Origin of the sequence: Dactylosporangium sp. NPDC005572 (assembly GCF_040605515.1) — a bacterium.
In the GTDB taxonomy this organism is placed as follows: domain Bacteria; phylum Actinomycetota; class Actinomycetes; order Mycobacteriales; family Micromonosporaceae; genus Dactylosporangium.
The window spans coordinates 23375-43030 of sequence record NZ_JBEXCY010000092.1 but is presented as its reverse complement, the minus strand read 5'-3'; the positions used below and the strand labels follow the sequence as shown (position 1 = coordinate 43030).

Here is a 19656-nt window from a genome sequence, read left to right as displayed (position 1 = left end):
AACTACACCTTCTCATTAACCCTCTTCCCCTCCACGCCGCTCTTCCGATCCGGGTGCCGGAGGGGGGTGTTCACGCCGTCGCGGTGGGGGCCGCGCCCGCCCACCCCAGCCCGTCGGGCTGGGCTGGCCGGCGCTCACTGCTGCCGGTAGGTCCAGCCGAGGCGTCAAGGCAAGATAGTCCGCGAGCAGGTCCGGCCTGGCGGGCCGGATCATCGACGTCGTTACGCCGCTGCCGCTGCCGCCGATCGAGCCCCTTGCTCGTCGCGCTGCACGGTCATGTGCCGGCCGGCGTGCGCGTCGTGGTGACCACCGTCTGTGGCCGTCAGGTCAACGAGGGCACCGTCTGGTAGCGGCGCGCGGGCCGAAGCCCGCGGTTGGTCAGCGGCTCAGCGCGGCGACGTGCTCCAGCATCGCGTCCAGGGCTACCTCCAGCGGGCGGACGTTGCGGTGGATCTGGGTCATCAGCAGTCCGCCCTGCAGCGCCGTGAGGAGGGCGAGCGCGAGGTCGTCGGGGTCGCCGGCGAGGTGGCCGCGCCGGTGCATGGCGGTCAGGCCGGACCGGATAGCGGCCTCCCAGCGCAGGTAGCCCGAGGCGACCGCGAGGCGGGCCTGCGGGTTGTGCTCGGCGACGTCGCTGCCGATCGAGCCGATCGGGCATCCGCCGCGGCATTGCAGCCGCCGCTGGTGCTCGACCAGCGCGTCGCGCCACGCCCGTAGGCCGGCCATGGTGTCGAGCCGGTCGAGGTGGCCCGCCTGCAGGTCCATGACGGCCTGGGTCTGGTGGTCGATCACCGCCATCAGCAGCGCCTGTTTGTCGGCGAAGTAGTGGTAGATCTGCGAGCCGCTGACGCCGGCGGCCGCGCGGACGTCGTCGAGGGTCACCTCGGTGACGCCCCGCTCGTACATGAGCTGAGCGGCGGCGACGACGATCCGGCGGCGGGTGGCCTCGCCCTTCGCGGTGAGGCGTTTCGCGGTCACGGCCGCCACCTTAGCCGATTTTGGACTGGACAACCCATTTTTGGCGAGGAATTGTGGGCCAGGCAACCCATTCGGTTCCGAGAAAGGCCCACACATGGAACTCACCGGCAAGACCGCACTCGTCACCGGCGCGACCGGCGGCATCGGCGGCGCGACGGCACGGCAGCTTGCGGCCAACGGCGCCCAGGTCGTTGCCTCCGGCCGCGACCCGGGCCGTGGTGCACAGCTCGTCACGGCGATCACCGAGGCCGGCGGCCGTGCCCGGTTCATCCCCGCCGACCTGACCGACATCGACTCGCTGCGCCGGCTGGCCGACGCGACCGGCGACGTCGACATCCTGATCAACAACGCCGCGCTCTTCCCGGTCGCCCCGACGACGGCGCAGGACGTCGCGGCGTTCGACCAGGCCGTCGCCGCGAACGTGCGCGCCCCGTACTTCCTGACCGCGGCCCTGGCACCCGCCATGGCCGCCAGGGGCACCGGCAGCATCGTCAACGTCAGCACGATGGCGGCCAGAATCGGCATGCCGGGCTTGTCGACCTACAGCGCCACCAAGGCCGCGCTGGAGTCGCTGACCCGGACGTGGGCGGCCGAGTTCAGCCCGGCGGGCGTCCGGGTGAACACCGTCGCACCCGGACCGACCCGCACCGACATGGTTATGCACACCATGGGCGAGGACGGCGCGGCGCAGGTCGCCGGGACGACCCTGCTGCGGCGCCTGGCGTCGCCGGAGGAGATCGCCGACGTCATCGTGTTCCTGGCCACCGACCGGGCCAGCTACATCACCGGCGCGACCCTCTCCGCCGACGCCGGAAGGACCGCCGTCTGACGGCGACCCCGATGCTCCGCTGTCCTGGTTCGCGCCGGGACAGCGAGGCGGGGCGCAGGCCTCGGGGATCTCGCCACCGAAGGTCTCGAGGGTGATGTCGGCGCGCTCGGGCCCGCTGAGGTACCGGTGTCGAGGCCGTCGCTCACCGGCGAGCTGCTCGCCGGTGAGCTCGCCGTCGAACACGTCGACGTTCTCCGCCTTCCTGGCCGGGCCGGTCGACTTCGGGATGGCCGACCGGCCCTGTTGCACATGCCAGCGCAGCATCTCCTGCGCCGGTGTTCCGCCGTGTGCTTTGGCGATCTCACCGATGCCCGGGTCCTGCAGGGTGCTGGTGTGCTTGCCGTCGCGGGAGAACGTGATGCCGCCGAACGGCGAGCACGCCGGCGACGGGATGGGTGCACGGCGCCGAAGGCCCGCGCGTCGCGCTGGACGAAGTACGGATGTGCACCTCGATTTGGTTCACGGCAGGTACGACCGGCGCCGTGTCGAGCAGCGCGGTGGGGTGGTCGACCATGAGGTTGTTGACCCCGATGGCGCGGACCTCGCCGTCGGCGAGCAGCGTCCAGGTCGTCTTTGTTCGATCGCAGAGCTGATCAGGCCTGTGTGCCGTCGGGCCGGCCGGCACCTCTGGGCAGTGGCTGGCCTGGGCTTGGCTACTGCCGATCACGGACCTTCTGCGAACGCGAGATCGGCAGCGATCTTCCCGGCAGCGCTCGCCGCCACTCCTTGCAGCAGGATGCCGACCAGGTTCGATCTGGTGACTGGAAGCCCGGACTGCTCGTCCGTGCCGATCTTGGTGCTCTGGGCGGTGCCGCCGTCCGGACCGGCCGGTTCTGCCGGTGCCGGGCGCGGCCGTTGGGAACGAAGTGAGATCCGGGGTGGCGGAGGCGTCCCGGTGTGCGGGGCTTGCCGGGAGGGGTAGCCGCATCGCGATGCACCGCCGGATCCGACAGGAGGCGTTCGTACCGTGCCCGGGCCAGCCAGATTCTCGTCGGTGCTCACCGCCGTGTTCGTGATGGCGATCTGTGCCGCGCTCGGCACGATGTTCATCTCCTTCGATCAGCGCCGGCGGGCCGAGCGTGCAGCAGAGGCCGAGGACCGGGCGAGATCCGCTGTGACAGCGCTGGCGTTGCTCGTGACGGATGCCGAGGCGGCCCGGTGCGGTCTTGCGGTCACCGGCGACCAACTGTTCCGCACGCGTCTGACCGGCAATCTGGATGTCATTCCGCAGCGGGAGCGGGAACTGGAACGAAGCGTCGCGCATGACCCCGTCGAGGTCACGCTGGTCCGGCAGATCAGTCGGTACCTGAGCGAGTACCTCAGGAACTACCTGTCGCCGGCGCTGGCGGCGAGCCGTTCCGGTGGTCCTGCCACCGTGCCGAACGCGATCATGCTGGCGGCGCGGCGACACGCCGACATGGTCGGGTCGCTCCTGGACCGTCTGATGGAACGGGTGGCCCGGTCTAGTGTCCGGGATCGGGCGATGGCCGAGACGCACAGCAATGCGGGCATCCTCGCCGGGGTGGTACTGCCGTTGTTCTCAGTGGTCGCCCTGGTGCTGATGCGCCGCCGCGTGACAGTGGTCGCGGGTTCGGTGCGCAGGCTCGAGACCGCTGCGGGCCGGGTCGCCGATGGTGAGCTCGACGTCCGGGTGCCTGAGGACGGTCCTGTGGAGACCGACCGGTTCCAACGCGTGTTCAACGACATGGTCGCTACGTTGGCACGGCGGCGGCACACGCTGAACGAGACGGTGATGGGGCTGACCGAGCAGGTCGCCGAGCGGTCAGCGTTGTGTAGCGCGGCGACGCTTGCCGCGGGTGGGCAGCCACCCGAAGAGGTGTTCGACGCGGTCACCGAGCAGGCCGGCACGCTCTTCCGCGCCGACCTGGCCGACCTGCTGCACTTCGAGCGCGACGGCACCGCGAGTATCGCGGCGACGTGGAGCCACGAGCAGTGGGATCTGCCCACTGACGAACAGGTCCGGCTCGAGCCGGAAGGCATGGCCGCCCAGATGCTGCGCTCCGGCCGTGCAGTCCGTCTCACCCACCCCGGAGCCCCAGCACCCGCATGGCAGCGACCCGCCCGCTTCGGCCTGCAGGTCGCGATCGACATGCCAGTCTTTGTCGCCGGCCGCGCCTGGGGCGTGTTGCGGCTGATGTCACGGCGCCGGGAGGCACTGCCCGAGGACGTCATGTCCCGGGCCGCGCCGTTCACAGACCTCGTCGCGGCCGCGGTCGCCGACCACCAGGCGCGCACCGACATCGCCGAGGCATGCGCGCGAATCATGTTCGCCGCTGACGAGACCCGCCGCACGATCGAGCGGAAGCTGCACAACGGACCGCAGCAGCGGTTGACGGCGTCGCTGTGGGCGTTGCAGACGCTGGACGCGCAGATACCGGCAGACCTCACCGAACTCCACACCCAGATATCCGTGGTGACTGCCCGCATGAGCGCAGCGTTGGACGACCTCGCGAGCATCGCCCGCGACGTACACCCGGCGATCCTCTCCCAGCGCGGTCTGCCATCGGCGGTCCGATCGCTGGCCCGTCGCTCGAAGGTTCCGGTCGAGACGAGCCTCGATCTGCCGGCCCGGCCGGACGAGCGGGTGGAGACCGGCACATATCACATGCTTGCCGAAGCCCTCGCCCTCGCGGACGAACATCCCCATACGAACCTCGTCAACGTCGAGGCGTCCGTGCGCAGCGGCCGGCTGCAGCTCCACATCGAGATCAACGGCATGCGGACCCGGGACGCGACGTCAGGTCCCGGACTGGTCGGCATCCGCGACCGTGTCGAGGCACTGGGCGGCGTGACCACCGTCGAAAGCAGCCCGGAGCACGACATCCGACTCCTCATCGACGTGCCATTCACGACCCGCTGAAGCCCGCAGGTTCACCGAGCCCGTAGCAGCCGAACAGCAGGAACAGCGCACCTCGCGCCCCAGAAATGACGTGCGCCACGACGGACACGGCGGTGTTCGGTCCGAGGGCGGGAGCAAGGCGAATGCGGGCGCTCATCGACCGGGCACTCGGCCGGCACCGAACGCCAACCTCGATCGCGTTGATCGCGAACGTGGCGTCCCTTCGGGCAGCGGCAGCTCGGAAGGGCTGCCGGTCGCGTGTCGGCAAGGGCGGGCGTGCGGTCGTTGCCGACGCTCATGGTCGTCGCGTTCGTCCTCGTCGCGGGGCAGGTGATCGCCGAGGGTACACGCGGCGCGCTGGTGCCGCAGGTGGCCGGCACCGAGAACCTCGACGGAGCGGCCGTGACTCCCGCCCGGCCCGGCCGATCCGGCGGTCGGGCGGCTGGCGGTGCGCAATAGTGATCGGATGAGTATCGGCAGTCTGGCGGTGGTGTGCGCGGTCGCGCTGCTGGGGCCGCTGCTGGCGTTGCCGCGGCGTTGGCACCTGCCGGTCGTGCTCGGGGAGCTCGTCGCCGGGGTGGCGGTCGGGCGGACCGGCGCAGACATCGTCGACGCCCGGGACGGCACGTTCGTATTCCTGGCGAACATCGGTTTCGCGCTGGTGATGTTCGTGGCCGGGACGCATGTGCCGGTGCGGGACCTGCGCCTGCGCGGCGCCCTGCGGATCGGCCTCATGCGCGTGGCGGGCCTCGCGGCGCTCGCGTGCATTCCCGCGGTACTCCTCGCGAACTTCTTCTTCCACACCGGGCATGCGGCGCTCTACGTGGTACTGATGGCGTCGTCGTCGGCCGCGCTGATCCTGCCGATCGTCGACGGCCTCGGCCTGGCGGGCGACGCGGTGCTGCAGCTGCTGCCGCAGGTCGCGATCGCCGACGCTGTGTGCATCGTGGCCCTGCCGCTCGCGATCGACCCGCGGCACGTCGGCCGGGCGGCGCTCGGCGCTGGCCTGGTCCTCGCGGCAACGGCGGTGCTGTACGTGCTGCTGCGGTGGCTTGAGGCGTCGGGCCTGCGCCACCGGGTCCACCGGGTGTCCGAACGACGCAAGTTCGCCATCGAGATGCGCGTCAACCTCGTCATCCTGTTTGCGCTCGCGGCGCTTGCCCAGGCGGCACACGTCTCGGTCCTGCTCGCCGGCTTCTGCTTCGGGCTGGCGGTCGCCGCGGTCGGCGAACCGCGGCGGCTGGCACGGCAGCTGTTCGCGCTGACCGAGGGATTCCTGGGCCCGCTGTTCTTCGTCTGGCTGGGCGCGACGCTCGACGTGCGGGCGCTCGCCGCGGATCTCCGGTCGGCGGTACTCGCCGGGGCGCTCGGACTGGGTGCGGTCCTGGTCCACGTGGCAATGCGGCTGACCGGCCAACCGTTCGCTTACGGCGGCCTGGCCGCGGCGCAGCTCGGCGTCCCCGTCGCCGCTGCAACGCTCGGCACGCAGCTCGAGCTGCTGCGTCCGGCCGAGGCCGCCGCCCTGATCCTCGCCGCGACGCTCACGATCGCCGTGGCGGTGTGGTCCGCCGCGGCCGCGGCGCGTGCAGCAGCCTCGACGCCCTAGCGCAACTCCCTGGCCGCTGATCCCGCCAACAGGCGGCGCCACACGCTGACGGCGCACTCAACGCCGCCGAACCGGACCACTGCGTGCTCAGGTTGATCACCGGGGTCGGGTGGACCGCCAGCAACAGTCACTGTGGGCGTCGGACGGTTCGGTGGGACGACATGCGCTCGAGCGAATCAAGCGTGAGCGGGAAGCTGGGATCCACGGCGCCCAACAGGCAAGCTTCGCGACCAACGCGGCTGAGAAGTGCCCTGCGTCGTCGACGAACAGCGACCACCACGGGCACAACACCTCTGAACTGGCCAGCCCACCGACGGCACTACCAACACCGCGGCTATGGCGAGCGGAACCGCCGAGAGGCTGCGTGACAAATAAACCAATCCTGACCGAAGCTGATCAAAACGACACGCAAACCATCGTACCGCGCCCCGGGCGGCCGCCCGCCGTGTCCCGACCTGATCGTCATGTTGCGGCCGGTTCGCGACCGACACCACTACTGCTTCCACCCGACCGCCCGGACTGCCGAACAGGGCGGCCGCCGAGGCGTGCGCCTTCCACGCGCCGGCGTCCGGGCCGACGACGACCGCGGCCGGCTGCCGGGCCAGAACATCAAGCATCGGCCACGACGCCGCATCCAGCTGCTGACCGGCCTCGATCAGGCGCAGTGCCGGCACGGCGAAATGATGCTTCTCCTCGGTGACCTCACCGAGAACTCGCCCAGTGCGGTTGACCCGGCGACGCAGGCGAGAACAGCGGAGTGTCGAGGGTGAGTTGCGCGTCGATCACGCGGCGAGGATCCGGGCCAGCACGGCCTGACAACGCGCCTCCCGCTCTTCCGACGTCCAGCGGTTGGCGAGCTCGTCGAGCTTCGCGCGCATCCGGGCCCGGCCGGCGGCGGTGAGGAGCACGCCACGCTCGTCGACGTAGTCGCCGCGGGCGTCGGGCTGCTGCTCGGCGATGACTCGACTGTACCCAGTCGGAGTGGCCGGGTACAGCAGGTGACGCTGGGCCGGCCGCCGTGGGACGAGAAGAGATGACGAGGACCTCGAACATGATCGTGTCCTAACTGTCGGACATCTGGTCAACGCCATCGGTCCTGAGCTTTGACGCGGTTTTCCTGCGCCTGACCTGCCATGACTATCCGGGCTACGGTGAGTCGGCCCTCCGGGCGCGCGCCTCGTGCTTCGCCTCATCTTGTATCGCCAATCAGGGCAATTTAGGAAGCCGGTGCCACGTTTTAGGCGGTAACCCCCGGCTCGGCATGTTTCGGCGGTCGCGTCGGATAAGGTGCCCTCTGCTTCCCGCGCGAGTCATCGCCCAGACGCACTTCGAGCCCCAGCCGTTGCGCCCTGGGAGACGGATGCGGAGACGCAGCCGGGCCACCGGCCTTCGACACCGGTGACCCGTGCACGAAGTTGTCCCTGCCAGCTGCGAACCGCTAAGGAGTTCCTCCGAAGTGCAAACAGTACATGGGGGCGGTAGCCCCTGGCGTGAGCCTGCGCGGACGTCGCGTCCGCGGCCGGCGCATTTCACGACCGAGCCGTGGTTCCTGATCGGCTCGGTGCTGGCCACCGTGGTGTTCATCGTGGTCGCACTCATCGCGACCGGCGCCATCGCGATCCTGGCCACGGTCCTCGCAGCGTTCGGTGGTGTGGTGCTGGCGTGCGCCACTCTGTTGAATGCCGCCGCGAAGTATCGGCGATGAAATGGGCCCAGTGCGCGACGACCTCGCGTACTGGGCCTTCTCGATGGTGTCCGCGGGTAGCGTGATCAGTGTTGCTGCTGGTCACGGGGGTGCGCGATGCGGCCACCTGTCGAGCCGATGCACGCCATCCCAGCCGCAGTCCTACACGCCCGCAACGGACCCGAAGCCATCGAACACCTCATCGGGTCCGGACAGCCGTTCGCAGGCGAGGTCGTCGCCGCGGCCACTGGCGAGCGCGACGCCTTCTACACCCAACTGCACGCCTGCCGCACCGACCGAGTCCACATCCTGCTCGCATCGCTGCGCGCCGCTGGACTGCACAGCTACGCCGACGCATTGTCCCAGCACGGCGTCGCCGGCGTCCGCAGCGGCGACGAGGTCGCCGTCCTCATCCGCAACCTCCGCCAGGTCGGCGACGACCTAGATGCCGAGCGCCTGTTGTGGCACGCCGTCGACGGACGACCAGTGATCGATCAGCGGGCCGTCATCACAGCCCTGCACCGGCAGGGCGCCAACACGGATGCCGAAGCCGCGCTCATCCGGCTGCGAAACAGTGGCAACTCAGGCAGCGCCACCCTCGCCGGCATGTTGCGCCGAGAAGGACTCACCCACCTCGCCGACATCGTGGCGCCGCCGCTTCCCCCACCGATTGACCCGTCGCGCAAGCGACTCTGGCCGAGCCGGTGGTACCCAGCCGCGCCCCGAGGGCCGACGATGCGTCATAGCCGGAACTGTCGATGGAGCCGGCCCGACCCAACGGCCGGACCCGCGACGCGTCGATCGAGACGTGTATCGACGAATCGCACCTGGCGCGTCCAGATCAACTTGAGAGCATCCCGGCGAGGGCGTTGTCGGCGTGAGCAGGAGCATGAGCAGGTCACCGGTGGCGAGCAAGGCCAGCGATGCTCGGGTGACCGCATTCGAGAGGTAGTACGACCCGAAGGTTGGTGCCTTGACCGGTGGGGCTGCTGATCGTGATCGTACCGCCCAGCGCATCGACCCGGTCGGTGAGTCCGGTGAGTCCTGAGCCGCGTGCTGGGCTGGCGCCGCCGATGCCGTCGTCTATGACGGACAGATACAGTCGGCTGTCGCTGGCTTCGGCGTCGATGTGTATGACGGATGCGTTTGCGTGTTTGATGGTATTTGCGAGTGCTTCCGCGACGATGTAGTACGCCGCTATCTCGACGGGCTCGGGGAGCCTTCTGGTGAGGTCGAGGCTGAGGTCTGTTGGGACGGAGCAGCGACGGGTCAGCGCGCGCAGCGCGGGCCGCAGGCCGCCGTCGGACAGGATCGCGGGGTGGATGCCGCGCGAGATCTCCCGCAAGTCGTCCAGCACGCCGGTCAGCCCGCTGGCCATCGCTGAGAGTCGTTCGCGGAGCTCAGCCATCTCGCCCGGGATACCGGTCTCCGCCTCGCGGATCTCGAGCGCTAGTGCGAGGAGCCGCTGTTGGACGCCGTCGTGCAGGTTGCGTTCGATGCGTCGCAGGGCCTGATCGGCGGCGATCACCGCGCGTGCCCGGGAGGCCGCCAGGTCGGCGCGGGCCTGGGCGTTGGCGATGGCGATGGCGACCAGTTCGGTGTACTGCGTGAGGCGCATCTCGGCGTTGAAGGTCCACGGCTCGTCCCGTGTCATGGACGCTGTCACGACACCCCAGAGGTGCCTCTCCACGACGACCGGGGCCCCGATGGTGGAGCGGACGCCTTGCTCGCGCATCAGTGCGGCAAGCGGACCGGGAGCGTCCGTGTAGTTGTCCATCCGGGCGGAGCGGCCGCTGCGTGAGACCAGCGCCGCGACACTTTGGCCGTCCAGCGGCACCTTCACACCGACCGGGAACAGTGTGCCGGACCAGTCCCGGGCTGCGAGCATAGTTACTGTTCCGTCTGGTTCATAACGAATGACGTTGGTCAGGTCAGCGTCGACGAGGTAGGCCAGTTCCGCGGCGACCGCGTCGAAGATCGAGACTTCGGTTGCGCCGTGTGCGACCAGTACGGCGATGCGTCGTAGTGCGACCTGTGCTTCGGCGAGCCGGGGGTGTTCCCCGGCGTTCTGGTTCTGCGAGTGATTCATCGTGTCCAACCTGGCTGATGTCTGCTTGGAGTCGCGCCGATGCCCGCGGTGGAAGCTGGCCCGCTTCGCGGTCGCGATGGCCGGCGGCGACTCGGCTGGATGTGGCGGCAGATGTTCGATGTGGACAGAACGTGCCCCCGTCGTCGGTGGCCCGCGCCGAGGCGCGCAGCAGGTCAGGGCATCCGTCGGCGGAAGCTCCGGCCTGGCTCGGCTGAGGTCACTCTCCGTGCTGTCCTACCAGTGCCGCTACACCCCGCACGGTCGCGGGAGCGGCGAGCGGATGCGTGCGTGCGTGACTGCCGGCATGGCGTCGAACGTTTCGAGGTTCTTGATGGCGTCGGCGGTGACCTCGTCGATGGTGCGCATCCCGTTGATGGCGAGCAGGATGCCACGCTCCGCGTACCACTCGAGGACCGGCTTGGTCACCTCGTGGTACAGCGCCAGACGCCGGCGGATGACCGGTTCGGTGTCATCGGCACGGTGCTCGGTCGCGGCTCGCGCCAGCAGGCGACGGACCACTTCGTCGTCATCGACCCGCAGGTGTAGGGCGACTTCGGCGGTCATCCCGAGTTCGGCCGCGACCTGGTATGCCGCCCAGGCCTGTGCCGGTGTGCGCGGGTAGCCGTCCAGGACGTAGCCGGTGCCGGCGATTTTCGCGGCCCGCAGTGCCCGGCGGGCCATCTCCAGCACGATGGGGTCCGGCACCAGTCGCCCACGGTCGAGACAGTCCCGCACGGCGCGGCCGAGATCGGTGCCGCGCAGGACATGGCTACGCAGCAGGTCGCCGGTGGCGATGTGCGGGATGCCGAAGTGGGCGGCGATGCGGGAACCCTGGGTTCCCTTTCCGGCGCCAGGGGGCGCGATCATCAGTAGACGCACGATCCTCTCCTAGGCTTCGTTGAGGGCGGTTGTTGGTAGCTACCACTCAACGGTGCATGGGGTGGCGGGACCGAGCATGAGTCGGATGACCTCATCCGGGATACGGTGGTCAGCACCGGATATTCGTCCATGGGCAGAGGGTTGCACCGTGACCGTTCCTGAACCTTTCGGCCGACCGGATGGCGGGCCTCCTGGGGTCGATCTGTTCGGTCGCTCGTTCGAGCTGGAGATGATCGACGCGCTGCTGGCCGACCCGGGCGGCGCCGGCCGGGGCCTGCTGTTGCGGGGGGACCCCGGAGTGGGCAAGACGGCATTGCTGGATGCGGCGGCTGTCCGTGCGGCGGCCGTGGGGGTGCGCGTGTTGCGCGCGAGCGGCGCGCCGTTCGAGGCGCAGATGAAGTATTCGGCGCTGCATCAGATGTTGTACGCCGTCCGGGACGTCGCGCAGCGCCTTCCCGGGGATCAGCGCGACGCCCTCGCCCACGTCTTCGGCCGGGGAGCAGGGCCTCCGCCTGCTCCCTTAGTCACGGCGACGGCCGTGCTCACGTTGTTGAGTGAGATCGCCGCCGACGGGCCCCCGCTGGTGCTGGTGGACGACGTGCAGTGGCTCGACGAGGACAGCGCGACCGTGCTGGGGTTTCTCGCCCGGCGCATCGTCGACATACCGGTGCGACTCATGGTGGCCGTGGACGACGGCGCGGTGAGCCTCTTCGATGAGATACGGCTGGCGGAGCGGACGGTCGGCCCGCTCAATCCCACCGCGGCGGCGACGCTGCTGGACACCCGTCATCCTGGACTTCCTGGTGCCGTGCGGCGGCGGCTGCTCGCCGACGCGGCCGGCAATCCGCTGGCGCTGCTGGAGCTGCCCGCCGCGCTGACGGGTCGGCAACGCTCGGGCCATGCCCGGCTGCCGGTGTTCCTGCCGCTGAACGCACGGCTGGAAGCGACGTTCGCGGCCGGGCTGGCGGACCTGAACGCATCGGTGCGGCAGCTTCTGCTGTTGGCTGCGCTGGACGCCGAGGCCGGCCTGCCGGTGATCCGCACCGCGGCTCGGCGCCGTACGGCGCTCGACGACCTGTCGGCGACCCGGCAGGCCGGCCTCGTCCGGCTGGACACGGCCGACGATCGGCCGGCCTTCCGCCATCCGCTCGTCCGTGCCGCGATTGTGCAGCTGGCATCCGCGGACGAGCGGCGCGCGGCGCACCAAGCCCTTGCCGAGGCGCTCGAGGGCGAGCCGGATCGTCGTGCCTGGCATCTGGCTGAGGCGGCGACGGGCCCGGATGAGACGCTCGCGCGCGCGTTGGACGACGTGGCCCTGCCCGGCTGGCGTGGCGGCGACAGGGCCCAGCCGCAGGGCAGCGCCTCGAGCGCGGTCTGCGCGCTCGTCCGCGCCGGTGAGCTCAGCACGGAGCCGAGTCTGCGTTCACGTCGGCTCGTTGAGGCGGCGTACCTGGCGAACGTGACCGGCCAGCTCGATCAGGTGCCGCAGCTGCTGACCGATGCCGGGCAGGCACCGGACACCGCGACCGGACTCGTCTTCGCCGCGGCGGCGCACCTGCTCACCAACGGTGAAGGCGACGTCGACGCGGCCCACCGCCTGCTGACCAAGGCGCTGGATGACATCGACGAGAGTGCGGGCGCCCACGGCTGGGACTCGTACGGCATTCTGTACGCGCTGCTGTTCGTCAGCGTCTACAGTGGCCGTCCCGAGCCATGGGAGCTGCTGGGCGCTGCACTGTCACGATTTGATCCGGATGCTGTGACTCCGCTGCAGCTGTGCTACGACGCGTTCGCCGATCCCGCCCGGACGGACCGTCCCGTCCGGCAACGCATCGCCACGGCCTTCGAAGCTCTCTCGGCCGATGCCCCGCCGTGGGACTTCATACCCCTGGCATACGCGGCGCTCCAGGTCGACGCCCTGGGGGAGTACCGGCATCTGTGCCAGCGCGCGATCGACCGGTACCGTGACGCCGGCGCGACCACCGTGGTCATCGTCGGACTGCAGCTGCTCAGCGCCGACTCCACCGCCCACGGCCGCTGGGACGAGGGCGAACGGCTCGCCGAGGAGGCACAGGACCTGGCCGTCGCCGACGGCTACCACCTACTCGAGGGCCAGTTGCGGTCCCAGCTGGCATTCATCGAAGCATGCCGCGGAAACGCCGACCGCGCCCACGCGATGACCGACGAGGTCACCGCCTGGGCGATCCCCCGTGGCGTCGGGCTGATGCAGGCGGTGGCCCGGCAGGCGCGGGTCATCGCCGCCCTGGGTCAGGGTAACTACGAGGACGCCTTCGTCGAGGCTGCCAGGATCGCTCCCGCCGGGGTTCCGGGCTGCGGCGTCCCGGACCGTTGGATGGTGCTGGATCTGGTCGACGCGGCCGTCCACATCGGACGCCTCGACCTGGCACGCGAGCACGTCGCAGCTGTGCAGCGGGCTGGGAACCCCGAGGTGTCCCCCCGAACGAGGCTGCTCACCGCTGGGGCCGCGGCGCTCGCCGCCACCGAGAGCGAAGCGGCTGCGCTCTTCGAATCGGCGTTGTCGCTGCCCGACGCGAACCAATGGCCGTTCGAGCGGGCACGCCTGCAGCTCGCCTACGGCCAATGGCTACGCCGAACCAGGCATACCGCCCGAGCGCGCCTCCATCTGCGCGAAGCGCTGGACAGCCTGCAACGCCTCGGGGCCCGGCCATGGGCATTGCAGGCCCGCAACGAGCTGCGGGCCGCCGGTGTCGCCACCGTGCGCCGGCCCGCCTCCGATGCCGTGCTCACCCCGCAGGAGCGGCAGATCGCCGCCCTCGCCGCCACGGGGCTGACCAACAAGCAGATCGCAGAACGGCTGTTCCTCTCGCACCGTACGGTCGGAGCCCATCTGCACCGGCTCTTTCCGAAGCTGGGCATCACCTCACGCGCTGCGCTACGCGGCGCGTTGCAGGACCTGACACCGCAAGAACAGGCAGGCTAGACCATGGCGGCCCGTGCCGGTCTCCACGCCGACGGTCACGCGTGCCGCCGCCCGCCCGGATGCGCAGGCCCCGTGGAAGGCCGACGTGCCGATGCCGTCCTCGTTTCAGCGGTGGGAGCGGCAATCTTGGAACTCTCAGCGTGTTGTTCAACCTTCGGCGGTCGGTGGGTGACCCCTGGTTGGTTGTGGAGACAGGCCTTGGTTGATCACTCTTCCTGTCGAGGGAAGAAGATCTATTCTCAAGGGTTGGTCGGGGTGTCCACTCTGCACGACGTTGCGGCGTCGGCCGTGTTCGGGGAGTTGGGTCGCGCCGCGGGACTCAACGTGCAGCAGCGCGATCCGCTCCGGCGGGGCGATCTCGGTCCAGGTGACCCACCGAGGACCTTCGCCCCTATACGACGCCCGCAGGGCGAGGCACGATCGATCCATGGGTGATCGTCGCGCACGCCACCCCGAGCCGCGGTGCCCCGTACGGCCGGGTGAGCCCTGCACGCTCTGCCAACCCAGCGTGACCGGGCCGCAGGACTGCGGGTTGGTCTACCTGGTGATGAGCGACCCGGACCTGCGCGCGGCCGTGCGGGCGGGAGCGCATGTCAGTTGAACGGAACCCAGGCAGCGAAGAAGCAGGAGCAGGAGGCGAATCGGCGATCACGGACGTCAACGCGGTGGGCGGATCGGCCGCCGGCTCGCCCATAGGGCCTTGATGGCCCCGGTCTGGCGGCCCCGGCGGGGTGCCGGATCGGTACCTGCCGTGGTCAGGATCGCCCGAATGGTGCTTACGGCAATGCGGTGACCCAGGCCGACCAGTTCACCCTGAAGGCGCCGGCAGCCCCCATTGGGTTCTCCCGTGCCGGACGCAGCACCAGCGCGCGCCGCTCCGCCCGCAACGCTGGACGCCCCGGCCGTCTGCGCGGATACGTCCCCACCTGCGGGCGACCGGGCCGATGTCCCGGCGGTGCAGGTCGGCCTCGGTGGGTACCGGCGCTGGCCGAGATCCAACCGCAACAATCCCGGGGTTTGCCCATGTCGAATGTTGTTATAACGTCCTGCCAATCTAACAACTTGTTGGCAATGAGGGAGGCGACATGAGGGTGAGCCGATCCCGACTGCTGCGACTGCTGGCGGGCGGCGCTGCAGCTGTGCTCTTGGCAAGCGCCGCTGGTTGTGGTGACGACGCCGGCAGTGGTGGCGGCAAGCAGACCGTGACGTTCCTGACCCACTGGGCGCCGGACCAGGTCAAGATGCTCGAGGATGCCGCTGCGGTCTTCGAGACGACACACCCGAACGTTGACGTGCAGATCCGTGCGGTGCCGTTCGCGAACCTGCTCAGCACGCTGCGCACGCAGGGCGCGTCGCCGAGTGGGCCCACGATCGCGAGCATCTACGACCTCTGGTTGCCGGAGCTGGTCCGCGATGCAATCGCCGCGCCCGCGCCGGACGCCAAGGCCGCCGATCTGAAGGCGAACTGGCCGGCCAACCTCGTCGAGGACGTGACCAAGGGCGGCAAGGCGTACGGGTACCCGAACGAGGTCGACCTCTACGCGCTGAACTACAACAAGAAGATGTTCGCCGACGCGGGCATCGCCGCACCGCCGGCGACATGGGCGGAGCTTGAGGCCGACGCGGCGAAGCTGACCAAGGGCGACCAGCAGGGATTCGGTGTCATCACGAGCTGGCCGGCCGGCGTCGTGCACCCGTTCCTGTCGCTCGTCGCCTCCAACGGTGGGCAGCTGCTGAACGGGACCACCCCGCAGCTTACGGAACCGAAGGTGGCGGCGGCGGCCGACCTGTACAAGCGGCTGGTGGACGCGAAGTCCACCGTGGCGACGATGGGTCAGGCCAATGCCAACACGACAGGGCCGTACCTGGACAACTTCGTCAACGGCAAGACCGGAATGATCATCATGGCGAACTGGTGGCAGGGTTCGCTCAAGCAGGCCATGGGTGACAAGTACGCCGACGTCGGTGTTGCCCCGGTGCCCGTCGGTCCGTCCGGCACGAAGTCGTCGGCCATCTCCTACTCGTGGCTCACGATGGTCAACGCGAAGGCGCCCCAGGCCAAGCAGGACGCGGCGTGGGAGTTCCTGGCGTGGCTCAACGGACCCGAGTCCGGCAAGAACGGCTCCTCCGCCATGGCCGATGTGCTCATGTCGATGGGGATCCTGCCGAGCCGCAACAGCGACCTCAAGGCGCACGAGGCCGCGCTGTCCGACCCCTTCCTCAAGGTGTACGTCGAGCAGCTGCCCAACGCCACGCCGTTCCCCACCGTGCTCGGTGGTGAGCAGATGTCGCAGGCCATCCAGAAGCACGTCGAAGACGTCGTGTTCGGCAAGGCCACGCCGGCGGAGGCGATGAAGGCCGCGCAGGACGACGCAGCGGCAGCCCTCCAGAAGGCCAACCCGTGAGGTTCGAGGACCTGTGACGAATGTGCAGCACCAGCGCCGCGGAGCACGGGGGCACCGCGGCGCCGGCACCTTGTTGCTCTCGCCGGCGCTCGTGATCACGGGTGCGTTCGTGTTCGTGCCCATCGTCCTGACCGCGTGGATCAGCCTGCACGAGTGGTCGATGTATACCCCGATGAGCGAGATGCGCTGGCTGGGGCTGGACAACTACGAGGCGCTGTGGGCGAGCGGCAACTTCCGCTCGGCGCTGTGGCACACGGTCGTCTATGCGCTGATGGTCGTCGGTATCACGCTCCCGCTGGCGTTTCTCCTCGCGATGCTGCTGTACTTTCCCAGCGTCCGAGGCAGGCACGTCGTTCGCACGATCCTCTTCGCGACGTACGTGGTACCGACCATCGCGGTTGCGCTCGTGTGGGGCAACCTGTACGCGCCCGGGTACGGCCCGCTGGACCAGATGGTGATGGCCCTGGGCCTGGATTCCGTCGGTTGGATCAGCGACCCGGACGTGGCACTGTTCTCGATCGCGCTGTTCAACGTCTGGCAGATGCTGGGCTACTACACGGTGCTGCTGATCGCCGGTCTGACCCAGGTTCCGGCTGAAGTCTTCGAGGCGGCGAGAATCGACGGCGCCGGATGGTGGCGGCAGACCGTGAGCATCATTATTCCGCTGCTCCGCCCGACCCTGGTGTTCGTCGCGATGATCGCGGTCATCAACTCGATCCAGGTGTTCGACCCCGTGTACCTGCTCACCCAGGGCGGACCCTCCGACGCCACGAACGTGCTGACCTTCGAGATCCAACGTACCGCGTTCCAGTTCGGCCTCGCCGGCCAGGCGAGTGCGATGGCGATGAGCCTGCTGCTCGTGCTGCTGGTCCTGGCGGGCACGATCCTGGCGGCCAGGCGTCTGAGAGGTACACGATGAGGCGCTTGGCCCGCATCGGCGCGGTGGTCGGCCTCGCCGCCGCCGCGGTGTTCCCCCTCTTCCCGCTCTACTGGATGTTCATCTCCAGTGTGAAGTCGCCCGCGGAGCTCAGCGAGATACCCCCGACGTGGTGGCCGCGGGAGCTCACCTTCGACGCCTACACCACCGTCTTCGACGTCGTCCCGTTCGGGTCGGCGATGGCGAACAGCGTCCTCATCGCCGGCGTCGGTACGCTCTCGGTGCTCGTCACCAGCATCGGCGCGGGTTACGTCTTCGCGAAGTACCGATTCCGTGGGCGCGACGCGCTCTTCTGGACGCTCGTGGGGACGATGTTCCTGCCGCCGATCGTGACCCTGGTTCCGCTGTACTGGATGGTCTCCTCGCTCGGGCTCGCGGACTCGTACCTCGGCGTCCTGCTGCCGTGGCTGGCCAATCCGTTCGGCATCTTCCTCATGCGGCAGTTCTGCCTGGATGTGCCCGACGAGCTGATCGACGCCGCACGCGTCGACGGGGCCGGTGAGCTGCGCATCCTATGGACGGTCGTGGTGCCTCTGCTCAGGCCGGCCGTGGTGACGCTCGCGGTGTTCGCGTTCGTCTACTACTGGAACAGCTTCCTGTGGCCGCTGTCGGTGCTGCAGAGCGACGACAAGTTCCCCGTCGTGCTGGCCCTGTCGCAACTGCTGTCGTATGCGACCAGCGTGCGCTACCAGTCCGTGGTGATGGCGGGGGCACTGGTGGCGAGCATTCCGACGATCGTGGTCTTCCTGCTCACCCAGCGCGTGTTCATCCAGAACATCTCGCGGACGGGGGTCAAGTGATGCCGGCCCTGGGCGTCGACGTCGGCGGCACGTCGCTGCGGGTGTGCGCGGTCACCGGTGGGGTCCGCTCGAAGGTGCTGGCCCGGCCGGTACCGACCCGGTACGAGGCGCTGCTCGACGCGATCGGCGAACTGGCCACCGAGCTCGGCGCGGCGACCGCGGGACCGGTGGTGGTTGGCCTGCCGGGCGCCACCGGTCCGTCGGTGCCGGCCTGGATCCCGGCCCTGCCCTGGCTCGACCGGCGTCCCCTCGCCGACGACCTCGCCGCCCGGTTGGGTGCTGCGACGGTGACGCTGGCCAACGATGCCCAACTCGGCCTGCTCGCTGAGGCGAGCGAAGGCGCGGCGCGCGGCGCGAGCAACGCCGCCCTCGTCTCGGTCGGTACCGGCATCGGCGGGGCGATCATGCTCGGCGGCCGGATCGTGCGGGGCGCGCACGGCACCGCCGGCTCCTTCGGCTGGCTGCCATCGGCCGGGTACACGCCGACACCCGACCATGGTGGCCTGGAGCTCGCGGCATCCGGCCGTGCGCTCGACCGGATGGCGGGCCCGGGACGCGCCGGGCGCGATGTGGTCGCGGCGGCGCTCGCCGGGGAGCCCACCGCCCGTGAAACCCTTGACACATGGGCGAGTGCGCTGGGTGAAGGGCTCGCCGCCCTGGCCAGCGTCCTGGATCCGGAGATCGTCGTGCTCGCCGGCGGGCTCTGTGACGCCTTCGATGTCTACGCCGAGGCCATGCTCAGCGCGCTGAGGCGGGCGGGCAGTCCTGACGCTCGCCGCGTGTCGGTTGTACCGGCAGCTCTCGGCAGTCACTCTCAGGTCGTCGGGGCGTCGATCGCCGCCATGTCAGGGAAAGTGTGGTCATGATCATGAGTCGTCCGCTGGACCCGTCGACCGGGGTTCCACTGCACATGCAGGTCGAGGAGGACCTGCGGCGCCGGATCGAGGCTCGCGAGTGGGTTCCGGGCGAGAGAATCCCCGGGGAAGAGCATCTCGGCGAGGCGTACGGGGTCAGCCGGATCACCATGCGCCAGGCAATCGGACGCCTCGTCAGTCGCGGGCTCCTGGTACGTGAGCGTGGCCGCGGCACCTTCGTCCGGGACACCGCGCTGGTGGCAGGCGCCCGCCACGTGACGTCCTTCACGAGCGAGCTCGCCCAACTCGGCCTCGTCGCCAGCGCCAAGGTGCTGGACGCTTCGCTGGTACCGGCCGACGAACCGAACGCCCTCGCACTGTCCATCATGGAGGGTGAGCCCATGGTGCGGATCCACCGCCTGCGCAGCGCGGACGGCAAGCCGATCGGACTGCAGACCTCCTACCTCCCGGCCGCCCGCTTCCCCGGCCTGCTGGAGGTCGACCTCGGCGACAGCAGCCTGTACGAGCTGCTGCGCCGCCAGTACCGCATCACCCCCGTCCATGCGGTCGAGACCTTCACCGTCGGCCTCATCAAGGGTGCCGACGCGAGGTTGCTCGACGTGGCACCCCGTACCCCGGGCTTCTTCGTCGAGCGCGTCACCCAGGACAACCTCGGCCCGTTCGAGCGCGTCACCAGCGTCATGCGCGGCGACCGGTACCAGATCCGCTTCGCACTCCGCAGTCCGTAGATCGCACAGTCACAACCGGAAGGA

Annotated in this window: 17 protein-coding genes; 12 read left to right on the top strand and 5 right to left on the bottom strand. The window is 69.6% G+C overall.

All coding sequences use genetic code 11. The annotated features are described in order from the left end of the window. Positions 1-378 precede the first annotated feature (378 nt). Positions 379-978 (bottom strand): TetR/AcrR family transcriptional regulator, encoded by a 600-nt coding sequence (locus ABZS66_RS34225; protein WP_354765022.1) that lies wholly within the window; start codon positions 976-978, stop codon positions 379-381. A gap of 94 nt (positions 979-1072) precedes the next feature. Here ABZS66_RS34225 and ABZS66_RS34220 point away from each other — a divergent pair, with 94 nt between their 5' ends. From ABZS66_RS34220 to ABZS66_RS34205, 4 genes are all read left to right on the top strand, one after another. Further along, entirely contained in the window at positions 1073-1807 is a 735-nt protein-coding gene (locus ABZS66_RS34220) for an SDR family oxidoreductase (protein ID WP_354765020.1), read from the top strand. A gap of 994 nt (positions 1808-2801) precedes the next feature. Next, positions 2802-4688 (top strand): GAF domain-containing protein, encoded by a 1887-nt coding sequence (locus ABZS66_RS34215; protein ID WP_354765018.1) that lies wholly within the window; start codon positions 2802-2804, stop codon positions 4686-4688. Positions 4689-4925: 237 nt separating this feature from the next. Continuing rightward, the gene (locus ABZS66_RS34210; protein ID WP_354765016.1) at positions 4926-5126 is read left to right on the top strand and encodes a hypothetical protein; all 201 of its coding nucleotides are present in this window, start codon (positions 4926-4928) and stop codon (positions 5124-5126) included. A 7-nt stretch (positions 5127-5133) separates the two neighbouring features. Next, on the top strand, positions 5134-6273 hold the full coding sequence (locus ABZS66_RS34205) for a cation:proton antiporter (RefSeq protein ID WP_354765014.1): 1140 nt from the start codon (positions 5134-5136) through the stop codon (positions 6271-6273). 782 nt (positions 6274-7055) lie between these two features. Here the strand turns inward: ABZS66_RS34205 and ABZS66_RS34200 are convergent. After that, a complete protein-coding gene (locus tag ABZS66_RS34200) occupies positions 7056-7181 on the bottom strand; it encodes a hypothetical protein (protein ID WP_354765012.1) in 126 nt (41 codons plus the stop codon). Between the two features lie 653 nt (positions 7182-7834). On the opposite strand from ABZS66_RS34200, the gene ABZS66_RS34195 reads away from it, so the two are divergent. Then, positions 7835-7978, top strand: coding sequence for a hypothetical protein (locus ABZS66_RS34195; protein WP_354765010.1), 144 nt, complete (start codon positions 7835-7837; stop codon positions 7976-7978). A gap of 141 nt (positions 7979-8119) precedes the next feature. Here ABZS66_RS34195 and ABZS66_RS34190 read toward each other — a convergent pair whose 3' ends face one another. The 3 genes from ABZS66_RS34190 to ABZS66_RS34180 form a co-directional block, all read right to left on the bottom strand. Further along, entirely contained in the window at positions 8120-8299 is a 180-nt protein-coding gene (locus ABZS66_RS34190) for a hypothetical protein (protein WP_354765008.1), read from the bottom strand. Between the two features lie 556 nt (positions 8300-8855). After that, on the bottom strand, positions 8856-10046 hold the full coding sequence (locus ABZS66_RS34185; protein ID WP_354765007.1) for a GAF domain-containing sensor histidine kinase: 1191 nt from the start codon (positions 10044-10046) through the stop codon (positions 8856-8858). 246 nt (positions 10047-10292) lie between these two features. Next, the gene (locus tag ABZS66_RS34180) at positions 10293-10925 is read right to left on the bottom strand and encodes an adenylate kinase (protein ID WP_354765006.1); all 633 of its coding nucleotides are present in this window, start codon (positions 10923-10925) and stop codon (positions 10293-10295) included. A gap of 148 nt (positions 10926-11073) precedes the next feature. On the opposite strand from ABZS66_RS34180, the gene ABZS66_RS34175 reads away from it, so the two are divergent. The 7 genes from ABZS66_RS34175 (at position 11074) to ABZS66_RS34145 (ending at position 19632) form a co-directional block, all read left to right on the top strand. Continuing rightward, the gene (locus tag ABZS66_RS34175; protein ID WP_354765004.1) at positions 11074-13887 is read left to right on the top strand and encodes an AAA family ATPase; all 2814 of its coding nucleotides are present in this window, start codon (positions 11074-11076) and stop codon (positions 13885-13887) included. 427 nt (positions 13888-14314) lie between these two features. Then, positions 14315-14488: a DUF6767 domain-containing protein gene (locus tag ABZS66_RS34170; protein ID WP_354765002.1), complete on the top strand. Its 174-nt coding sequence runs from the start codon at positions 14315-14317 to the stop codon at positions 14486-14488. Between the two features lie 484 nt (positions 14489-14972). Then, entirely contained in the window at positions 14973-16292 is a 1320-nt protein-coding gene (locus ABZS66_RS34165; RefSeq protein ID WP_354765000.1) for an extracellular solute-binding protein, read from the top strand. A 13-nt stretch (positions 16293-16305) separates the two neighbouring features. Beyond that, a complete protein-coding gene (locus ABZS66_RS34160) occupies positions 16306-17211 on the top strand; it encodes a sugar ABC transporter permease (protein WP_354764998.1) in 906 nt (301 codons plus the stop codon). Between the two features lie 5 nt (positions 17212-17216). Next, positions 17217-18029 carry a carbohydrate ABC transporter permease gene (locus tag ABZS66_RS34155; RefSeq protein WP_354764996.1) on the top strand — a complete coding sequence of 271 codons (813 nt, stop codon included), beginning with the start codon at positions 17217-17219 and terminating at the stop codon, positions 18027-18029. Next, entirely contained in the window at positions 18029-18895 is an 867-nt protein-coding gene (locus tag ABZS66_RS34150) for an ROK family protein (RefSeq protein WP_354764994.1), read from the top strand. The genes ABZS66_RS34155 and ABZS66_RS34150 overlap by 1 nt, the downstream gene beginning before the upstream one ends. A gap of 2 nt (positions 18896-18897) precedes the next feature. Further along, positions 18898-19632, top strand: a complete 735-nt coding sequence (locus ABZS66_RS34145) for a GntR family transcriptional regulator (RefSeq protein WP_354764992.1) — start codon at positions 18898-18900, stop codon at positions 19630-19632. The last annotated feature ends 24 nt before the right edge of the window (positions 19633-19656 follow it).